Origin of the sequence: Streptomyces hirsutus, from assembly GCF_001418415.1 — a bacterium.
In the GTDB taxonomy this organism is placed as follows: domain Bacteria; phylum Actinomycetota; class Actinomycetes; order Streptomycetales; family Streptomycetaceae; genus Streptomyces; species Streptomyces hirsutus.
The window spans coordinates 1-8900 of record NZ_LIQT01000298.1 but is presented as its reverse complement, the minus strand read 5'-3'; the positions used below and the strand labels follow the sequence as shown (position 1 = coordinate 8900).

General features: G+C 73.9%; 8 protein-coding genes. 5 read left to right on the top strand and 3 right to left on the bottom strand.

The genetic code is table 11. The features are described from left to right. Positions 1–274 precede the first annotated feature (274 nt). Positions 275–970 carry an HAD family hydrolase gene (locus tag AOK11_RS22275; protein ID WP_055595501.1) on the bottom strand — a complete coding sequence of 232 codons (696 nt, stop codon included), beginning with the start codon at positions 968–970 and terminating at the stop codon, positions 275–277. A 95-nt stretch (positions 971–1065) separates the two neighbouring features. Continuing rightward, entirely contained in the window at positions 1066–1542 is a 477-nt protein-coding gene (locus AOK11_RS22270; RefSeq protein WP_055595500.1) for an Lrp/AsnC family transcriptional regulator, read from the bottom strand. A 333-nt stretch (positions 1543–1875) separates the two neighbouring features. Here AOK11_RS22270 and AOK11_RS22265 point away from each other — a divergent pair, with 333 nt between their 5' ends. Continuing rightward, positions 1876–3366, top strand: a complete 1491-nt coding sequence (locus AOK11_RS22265; RefSeq protein ID WP_055595499.1) for an FUSC family protein — start codon at positions 1876–1878, stop codon at positions 3364–3366. A gap of 125 nt (positions 3367–3491) precedes the next feature. Beyond that, the gene (locus tag AOK11_RS22260) at positions 3492–4598 is read left to right on the top strand and encodes a lactonase family protein (RefSeq protein ID WP_055595498.1); all 1107 of its coding nucleotides are present in this window, start codon (positions 3492–3494) and stop codon (positions 4596–4598) included. 97 nt (positions 4599–4695) lie between these two features. Here the strand turns inward: AOK11_RS22260 and AOK11_RS22255 are convergent, their stop codons facing one another. Next, a complete protein-coding gene (locus AOK11_RS22255) occupies positions 4696–5544 on the bottom strand; it encodes a sirohydrochlorin chelatase (RefSeq protein ID WP_240497446.1) in 849 nt (282 codons plus the stop codon). A gap of 221 nt (positions 5545–5765) precedes the next feature. Between AOK11_RS22255 and AOK11_RS22250 the strand changes: the two genes are divergently transcribed. The 3 genes from AOK11_RS22250 to AOK11_RS22240 form a co-directional block, all read left to right on the top strand. Beyond that, the gene (locus AOK11_RS22250; RefSeq protein ID WP_055595496.1) at positions 5766–6500 is read left to right on the top strand and encodes a SanA/YdcF family protein; all 735 of its coding nucleotides are present in this window, start codon (positions 5766–5768) and stop codon (positions 6498–6500) included. Between the two features lie 512 nt (positions 6501–7012). Further along, positions 7013–8218 carry an esterase/lipase family protein gene (locus tag AOK11_RS22245; protein ID WP_055595495.1) on the top strand — a complete coding sequence of 402 codons (1206 nt, stop codon included), beginning with the start codon at positions 7013–7015 and terminating at the stop codon, positions 8216–8218. A gap of 287 nt (positions 8219–8505) precedes the next feature. Next, positions 8506–8900, top strand: a 395-nt coding sequence (locus AOK11_RS22240; RefSeq protein WP_157869424.1) for a helix-turn-helix domain-containing protein, incomplete at its 3' end; no start/stop codon positions are given.

The following is an 8900-nucleotide window of genomic DNA, read 5'->3' as shown; positions in this document are numbered from 1 at the left end:
GGGTGAGGGAGTGAGCGGGGCGGGACAGGGAGCGCAGGGGTTGGGGATGGCGGGCGTCGTGGGAAGGGTGGACCAGAGGAGAGGGGGGGGGCGGGGGAGCGTCAACGGGTCGGGAGGGTGTCAACAGACCGGGAGGGACCGGATCCGGACGTTCGCCGGAGCCCCCGCCCATGGCGTCGGGTCCCGGTCCGCGTCCGCCGGCCCGCGCGGCCCACCGTGCCGCGCGGGCGTCCGTCGAATCGGCCGGGTGGCGGTCAGGCCGGCCGGGTGCCGGTCAGGCCGGCCGGGCGGAGCGCGTCAGCCACTCGTGCGCGGCCCGTGCCGTGAACTCCCGCTGTCCGCCGCGCAGCAGCAGCGCGGCGGTGGCGAACTCCGGGGCGTCGGCCTGCGCCGCGACGTACGGGATCGCGATGCAGCGCATGCCCGCGGCGTGCGCCGCGGCGACACCCGGGACGGCGTCCTCCAGCACCACACAGTCGGCGGGGTCCGTCCCGAGCCGACGGGCCGCCTCCAGGAAGACGTCGGGAGCGGGCTTGCCGCGCGGCACCTCTTCCGCCGAGACGACCGTGCGCAGATGAACGTCCAGGCGCGTGCCGGCCAGGATCGCCTCGATCGCCTCGGGCGAGGAGCCGGAGGCCACGGCCATCGGTACGCCCTCGGCGGCCAGCAGCTCGACGAACCGGCGCATCTCGGGGTACACCTGCGTCGAGGCGCGGGCCAGCCGGAGGTAGTGGCCGTTCTTGACCTCCAGCAGGTCCTCCACCGAGGCCCGGAGCCCGTACCGCTCCCGCCAGTCGGTGATCGTCTCCCGGGTGCTGATCCCCACGTAGCGCTCGTGCTCGGCCCAGGAGAAGTCCGGCACGCCGTGCTCGGCGAGGGTCAGCCGGCCCGCCTCGTAGTAGTTCGGCTCGCTGTCCACGAGCGTTCCGTCGAGATCGAAGACGACCGAGGGTGCGTCGAAAGTGCTCATGGGGCCCAGGATGCCAAGCTCCGAACGGCGGAAGGACGTCAGGAGCGGACAAGGAGTCCGGGAGGGGGCAAGGGCTCCGGGAACGAGCAAGGGCTCTAGGAACGAGCCGTTCGGCCGATCGACTCCACCAGCGGCAGCAGCCGGTGCGGGACGCGCTCGCGCAGGGCCACCTCGGTGCGGGTGCGGACCACGCCGGGCAGGTTGATCAGCTTCTGGACCACGTCCTCGAGATGGGCGTTGTCACGCGCCACGACCCGGGTCAGCAGATCTCCGTCACCGGTGATCGAGAACGCCTCGACGATCTCCGGCACGGCGGCCAGTTCGTCGCCGACCTCGTCCAGGTGCCCCTGCGTGACCTCGATGTGCACGAACGCCAGCACCGGGTGCCCCAGGGCGGCGGGGGAGAGGGCCGGACCCGTCCCGGTGATCACTCCCTCGCGCTCCATCCGGTCGAGACGGGCCTGGAGAGTGCCCCGCGCGATCCCGAGGACCCGGGCGTACTCCCGCACGCTGGTGCGCGGCTGCTCCAGCAGCAGTCGCAGGATGCGGGTGTCCAGCTCGTCCACGGCCATGGCGCCCGGCCTCCTGTCCTGAGGGTTCGCCGCTCGGCTGCTGCGGGTGCGCCACTCGGCGCGCAGGCCTCGGTGATCGGTGATCTTCTCCGACTGTACCCATGGCCGACCGCCCGGCCGGACCGTTGGGCCACCCGCCGTCGGCCGTTGGCACTCCGTCGGCCGCTCGCCGGTGACTCGTGCTGTGCCATTGGCTCAGCCCCAAGAGGGTGAGTTGAGCCAGTGGCGGCCAAGGTGCTGAGATGGGCGCATCGATGGCGCTGCGGACTCCGCGGCGCCTTTCTCGTGCGAGGGCGCAACCTCGCCCACCATGGATCCGAGGGGCGGTCGACAGTGCTGAAGAGGGTGTTCACGGCCCCGGACCCGGGCCGGGTACGGCTGCGCTTCGCCACGCGGGCCGTGCTCGGCATCGGTCTGGCGGTCGCCGTGTGCGGCCTGGCCGGACACTCGCTCACCGGCGTCGTCACCGGCGGACTCGCCGCTCTCCTGGCCCTCTTCACCGTCACCGACGCCACCGTCCGCGGGCAGACGCTCACCACCGCCCTGCTGCCCGTCGTCGGACTGCCCGTACTCACCGTCGCGGCCGGGCTGCACGGCCACCCGGTGGGCCGGGACCTCGCCGTCCTCGCCGTGGTGGGACTGGGCGTGTACGCACGGCGCTGGGGTCCGCGCGGGCACAGTCTCGGCGTGTTCGCGTTCATGACCTGCTTCGCGGCGCAGTTCCTGCGGGCGACCGCGGACCAGCTGCCCGAGCTGTACGCCTCCGTCCTGCTGTCCGTGCTCGCCGCCGCCGCGGTGCGCTTCGGACTGTGGTGCTACGAGAGGCGCCTGCCGCCCGCGGTGGTGCCCGCCCCGCCCGGCGGCACCGGCCTGGCCCGCGTCACCACCCGCCAGGCCGTCCAGGCGACGGCCGGCGCCGGCTTCGCGCTCGTCGTGGGCCAGCTGGTGTCCGGCGAGCGCTGGTACTGGGCCGTCGGCGCCACCTGGTGGGTCTTCGTCAACACCACCTCGCGCGGCGAGACCCTGGTCCGAAGCTTCCGGCGGGTACTGGGCACGGTCCTCGGCATCGGCCTGGGCCTGCTCGTCGCGGTCCCCGCCCAGGGGGACGGGCTCACCACGGCACTGGTCGTCCTGGTATCCGTTTTCGGCGTCTTCTACACGGCCGCCGTGTCCTACACCTGGATGATGCTCTGGGTGACGCTGCTCGCCGCCATGCTCTACGGCCTCCTGGGCGTGCTCGGCCCCGGGCTGCTGGCCCTGAGGGCGGTGGAGACCGGCGTCGGAGCACTCGGCGCCGGCCTGGCCGTGGCCCTCGTCCTGCCCGTCACCACTCACCACGTCACCGGCGCATGGATCCAGCGGGCCCTGCGGTGCGTCCACGCGTGCACCGCGCAGGCGGCCGCGCGGCTGGCGGGGACCGAGGGCGCCGACCCGGCGCCGAAGGTGGCCGAGCTGGAACAGCTGCTCGCCCGGGTGCGGCTCTCGGTCGCCCCGCTCGTCCACCCGCTGAACCCCATGATCGGCCGCAAGCGGCGCGCCCGCGCGGTGCTGGCGCTGCTCGACGACTGCGCCCGGGAGGTCCGGGGTCTCGTCCTCGTCGCCGCCGACCCGGAGGCCTCCCACGACGACCGCCTGGCCGCCGCGTGCCTGCGCGTGGAGAGGGCGGTCGAGACGCTCACCGACGGCAGGGACGACATCGCCATGCGGACGCCCCCGGCGGCGACGGAACCGGCCCTGGCCCATCTCCACGGCCTGGAGCGGGCCCTCGCCGAACTCGCCGCACCCCTGCGGGCACCGTCCGGCTCCCCGCTGGCCGGGGCCTGAGGGCGAGGGCCCGAGAGGCCGGGCGGAGCGCCCCTTCTGGTCCAGACCTTCGGGGGGCGGCTGCTAGCGTCGCCCCGGTCGGCGGGAAACGGGAGGGGATCAGGCGTGAGCGTGGGGGACCGGGCGTGACGGACGGCAGGCGGCGGGCGTTCATAGGATCGTTCACGACGGCGGGCGGTCCGGGCATCGTCGCCGCCGCCCTCACTCCCGACGACGGCGCCCTGACCGTGCTGAGCACCGTGAACGGCCTGCCCGACCCCTCCTGCCTGGCGCTCTCCCCCGACGGACGGACGCTCTACGCGGTCAGTGAGACGGCCGAAGGGGCCGTGGCCGCGTTCCGGGTGCCCGGCGCCGGGAGCGGGGGCGCGGGGGACGCGCCGGAGCAGGCCGGACCCGCGGTGCCGGTCCACGGGGACGGGCCGACCCACCTCTGCCTCTTCGCCGGACACGTCCTCACCGCCAACTACGGTTCGGGCAGCGTCACCGCCGTCCCCGTCCGTGCCGACGGGAGCCTGGCGCACTCCGCGTCCGGGGTGTTCCCGCCGCCCACCGGCCCGGGCCCCCACCCGCACCGCCGGCGACCGCACGCCCATCAGGTGCAGCCCGACCCGAGCGGCCGCTGGGCGGTCGGCGTCGACCTCGGCACGGACTCGGTACGGGTGTACACCCTGGCCGACGGGGCTCCCGCGCGGCACCGGGAGGTGGCGCTGCGCCCCGGCTCGGGCCCCCGCCACCTGGCCTTCCACCCCGACGGCACGCGCGCGTACCTCCTCAACGAACTCAGCCCCACCCTGACCGTCTGCCGCTGGGACGCCGCCGAGGGCACGCTGCGGCCGCTCACCGAGATCCCCGTCCTGCCCGGTGCCCCGTCCGGCGACGCCTACCCGTCGGGCGTCGCCGTCTCGCCCGACGGCCGTTTCGTATGGACCGCGACCCGCGGAGAGGACGTCCTGTCGGTGTTCGCGGTCGAGCAGGGCGTGGACCGCGCGGTCCACGCCGCCCGCTCGGCCGGAAGCGACGAAGCGACCGGGGTGGACGGGCTGCGGTTGATCGCCACCGTCCCCTGCGGCGGCCACTGGCCCCGCGCGCTCGTCGAGTCCCACGGCTTCCTGTACGTGGCGAACGAGCGCTCCGGGGACGTGACCTGGTTCGCGGTCGACCCGGACACCGGAATGCCCCGGCGCCGCGGCTCGATCCCGGTGACGGCGGCGTCGTGCGTGGTCGTCGGCTGAGCGATCCCCCCGGCCGTACACGCCGAAAGGCCCGCCCCGATGGTCGGAGCGGGCCTGTTCGGCGTCTGCATCGTGGAGCGGATGAGCCCGCCCGGGGTCAGTTGGCCGGAGTGCCCTGTGCCTGCTGCGGGCTGATACCCAGCGCGGAGGTGTACTTGGCCAGGGCGAGCTTGCCGATCGCCGGGTAGGGGCCCAACGCCTCGGCGGCGGCGCAGCCCACCTCCTTCGCGGCCTCCTCGACCAGGCTCGCGTCGATCTCGGGGCCGATCAGGTACGGCGCGAGCGCCAGCTGCTGCGAACCGGAGGCGCGCAGCTGCTCGGCCACCGCCGCGATCGAGCCCTCCTCGTCCAGGGCCGCCGCCATCACCGGCACGGCAAGGCGCGAGGCCAGCAGCATGCCGGTGATCCCGGCCGCCTGTACGGCCTCACCACCGCCCACGGAGGCGAGGATGATGCCGTCCGCGGCGGTCGCCACGGTGAACAGGCGGGCACGGTCGGCGCGAGCCAGTCCGGCCTCGGACAGCCGTACGTGCAACGCCTCCGCGAGCAGCGGGTGCGGGCCGAGCGGGGCGGCCACGCGCGTGCGCAGCGGCGACGCGGCGGCCGTCCCGGGGATGTCCTGCTTGACGTGGTGGCCGCGGCCGAACAGCAGCGGCACGAGCACGGCGCGGCCGGTCCCCCGCGCGTGCAGGCCGGCGAGGGTGTCGGTCAGGAGCGGCTCGTTCAGCTCGATGTGCCCGAGGTGCACCGGCAGGCCGGGGCGGAGTGCGCGGACGCGCTCCAGGAGCGCCCGTACGGCGCTCAGCGCACGCGGATCACGGCTGCCGTGGGCCACTACAACGAGGGCCGGGGGCGGGAAACGGGGCGGGCGGCGTCGGCTGCTCCCGCCGGGCTCCCCGTGACCGGGCGGCCGACTGCTGATCGAGGTCGTGAGGTGCGCCGTCATGCCCCCGATCGTCCCCGGGGGACGTTGCCTCCCCGTTGCGCGGGCGTGACGGGTGTTTTCCGGCGGTTCACGGAACGGGCCCCGCGCGGTGTGAGCCCGTTCCGTGAACCACGGCTTCGCCCCGCCGCGTACCGTGCCGCTGATCACATGGCACGGCTGAACCGGAGGACGCGCGGGGGCGTCTTCGACGTCGAGGACCGACCGGGGAGGGTGCCCGTCCCATGCTTCACCTGTTGCGCCGTGCGAGGGCGGGCGGGGCCCGATGGCTCCGCCGGCCGCACCTGCCGCGGACCCGGGCCGGCCGGCGGCGGCTGGTGCAGGCGGGGATGGCGGCGTGCGTCCTGGCACTGCTGCCGGCGACGTGGCTGCGCCTGGCGGCGGACGGCCGGCTGCACACCACCGCCGACGTGCCCCGCACCGAGGTCGCCGTGGTCTTCGGCGCGGGCCTGTGGGAGGGGGAGCCGTCGCCGTATCTCGCGCACCGGCTGGACGCGGCGGCCGAGCTGTACCGGGCGGGCCGCATCGAGGTGGTCCTGGTCACCGGCGACAACAGCCGTGAGGACTACGACGAGCCGGACGCGATGCGCGCCTATCTGACCCGGCACGGCGTGCCCGACGCGCGGATCGTCAGCGACTACGCGGGCTTCGACACCTGGGACTCGTGCGTCCGCGCGAAGAAGATCTTCGGTGTGGAGCGGGCCGTACTGATCAGCCAGGGCTTCCACATCCGGCGCGCGGTCACCCTGTGCCGGGCGGCCGGCGTCTCCTCGTACGGCGTCGGCGTCGACGACCGGCACGACCTGACCTGGTACTACGGCGGCACCCGGGAGATCCTCGCCGCGGGCAAGGCGGCCCTGGACGCGGCCTTCCGCCCGGACCCCCACTTCCTCGGCCCGAGGGAGCCGGGGGTGCGGCGGGCGCTCGACGGCACCCGCGCCCCGTCGGCCGCACGGTGACCGTGGCGTGCGGGCCGCGGCATGCTCGCGCCCTGGCTGACCCGGCACGGATCACGGTCACCCTCCCGGCCGAGCGGGCCGCCGGGCCGGGCAGGCCCGCCGGCTCTCCGTCGGCGGCCTGAAGGCGGAAGCCGACCACTTGGCCTGCCTGCACGCCGAGGGCCCACCGTCCCGGCCTCCCTTCACCAGCCCGCTCGGCCGCTTCTCCTGTCGCAGCGAAGGGTGAGCGTTCTCGTCGAAGGGTGAGCGCCGCGTCGCGCGGGACCTGAGGGGTGTCGGTGAAGCGATCGCACGAACGGTTCTCCTCGGCGGTGTCGTGCCTTCCCGGCGTGCGATCGGTGGAGAACCGAAGAGCGACGAGAACAGGCCGACGGCACATGCCGGGCATGCCAAACGCTTCCCGTGCGTGCTCCATCAGATGTGGTGAACCCCGCAGGCCAGAAGAGCGATACGCCCGGATTTGCCCCCATGATGACGTCGTCTCACTCACCCCTCACGCAAGGAGGACGACCATGTCAGAAACGACCGAGCCCAACGTCGGTACGTTCACCCTCGGCGGTCCGCTGACCGCCGAACCCGCCGGACCGGTCGAGGTACCGGAGCACGACGAGTGGACCCTGCCCAACGGCTTCGCCTGGGTCTTCCCCGGCGAGGGCAACCGCGGCGGTCTCGTCCGGCCCGTGATCATGGCCGACGGCTTCAACCTCGGCCGGAGCAGGCTCGACGCGCTCTACCAAGGGCTGGAGAGCGGCTACCCGTTCATCACCGAGCTGCGCCGACGCGGCAGGGACGTGATCCTGCTCGGCTTCGAGGAGCGCAGCGCGTCGATCCTGGACAACGCGCAGGCGGCCGAGGCCGCCATCATGCGGGCCCTCGCCGAGCAGGTGGGCGACGCCCGCCTGGTCGTCGGCGGCTTCAGCATGGGCGGCATCGTCACCCGCTACGCACTCGCCCATCTGGAGACGCAGCGGATGGACCACAGGACCGCGCTGTACTTCTCCTACGACAGCCCCCACCGCGGCGCTTCCATCCCGGTCGGCGTGCAGGCGTTCTCGCACTTCATCCCGTTCCCGAACAACTTCGCGAAGCAGATGAACAGCCCGGCCGCCCGCCAGATGCTGTGGCGGCACTACGACAAGGACACCGGCAAGATCGGCGTCGCCCCGGAGCGCACGGAGTTCCTGGCCGCCCTGGACCGGGTCGGCAGGTGGCCGATGATCCCGCTCAAGCTCGCCGTGGCGAACGGTCGCGCCGACGGGGTCGGCCTGCCGGACGTGAAGCCCGGCGACGTCGCACTGCGGGTCGACCGGATCTACCCGGGCACCACCTTCTACACCCAGGCCCAGGGCGACGACGTGACGGCCGCCTACCTCAACCGCAGGCTCCCCAAGGCCGAGAAGACCATCACGACCAGCGGCTTCCCGGAACTGGACGGGGCGCCGGGCGGAACCCTGCACACCTACAAGATCCTGGCCGAGACGATGAAGAAGCTCGGCGGCAAGGCGGATCTGCGGCACGAGGACGTGTGCTTCGTCCCCTCGGTCAGCGCGGTCGCGATCCGCGACATCGAGACGCAGGACGACCTGTACGCGGACATCAACGGACTGGACCCGGAGAACAGCGAGCTGGACGACTTCCTCTGTTCGTCCACGACCACCGCGCACACGGCCATCACCGAGGAGCTGTGCACCTGGCTCATGGACCGGCTCCCCGACTGATCCCTCGTCACCGTCGGCCAGGACCGCCGTCCGCTCACACCGGGCGGACGGCAGCCCCTTCGTCGATCCGCGCTCCGACCGGCCCGCTCAACCTCCGTCGAGGAAGCACCCCACCCGACCGGTCTTCGGTGAGAACGCCCAGCCTTCACGGCGAGGGGTCAACCGCCGGCTCCCACAGCTGCTCCAGTCCGGCGTCCGCCACCCTCCCCGATGCTCGAACGGGTTACATGGACAGGTTAAACGGGAGGGTAAGGTCCGCTAGGGTCGAGGCGCGGAAGGAGATCGCCATGGCCACCGAGGAAGAGCTGTTCGCGTCGGTCGACGCGCTGCTGGAGGAGGAGCCGCAGCTCCCGTCCCCGGCGGAGCGCGCCCGGCTGCGCGAGGCCGCCGGCATCACCCAGGCCCGTCTCGCGGCCGCGCTGAAGACGTCGACGCAGAGCGTCAAGAACTGGGAGAACGGCCGCTCCGAGCCCAAGCCGCCGCGCCTGGAGGCGTACCAGCGGCTCCTGAAAGGCTGGGCGGCGAAGTATCCCGCGCCCGGTGCGCCCGGTGCGTCCACCGCCGCACCCGCCCCGGCCGTCGCGCCGCAGCCGGAGGTGTCGGCCACGGTCGCCGGGCCGGGCGCGGCCGGGCCGGCGACCGCCGCGCCGGTGGAGGCGCCCCCCGCCCAGGCCGCCCGGAC

Bases quoted from the DNA above. Each gene is read 5' to 3' on its own strand.
- AOK11_RS22275 (WP_055595501.1), bottom strand. From the start codon at position 970: ATGAGCACTTTCGACGCACCCTCGGTCGTCTTCGATCTCGACGGAACG.
- AOK11_RS22270 (WP_055595500.1), bottom strand. From the start codon at position 1,542: ATGGCCGTGGACGAGCTGGACACCCGCATCCTGCGACTGCTGCTGGAG.
- AOK11_RS22255 (WP_240497446.1), bottom strand. From the start codon at position 5,544: ATGACGGCGCACCTCACGACCTCGATCAGCAGTCGGCCGCCCGGTCAC.
- AOK11_RS22250 (WP_055595496.1), top strand. From the start codon at position 5,766: ATGCTTCACCTGTTGCGCCGTGCGAGGGCGGGCGGGGCCCGATGGCTC.
- AOK11_RS22245 (WP_055595495.1), top strand. From the start codon at position 7,013: ATGTCAGAAACGACCGAGCCCAACGTCGGTACGTTCACCCTCGGCGGT.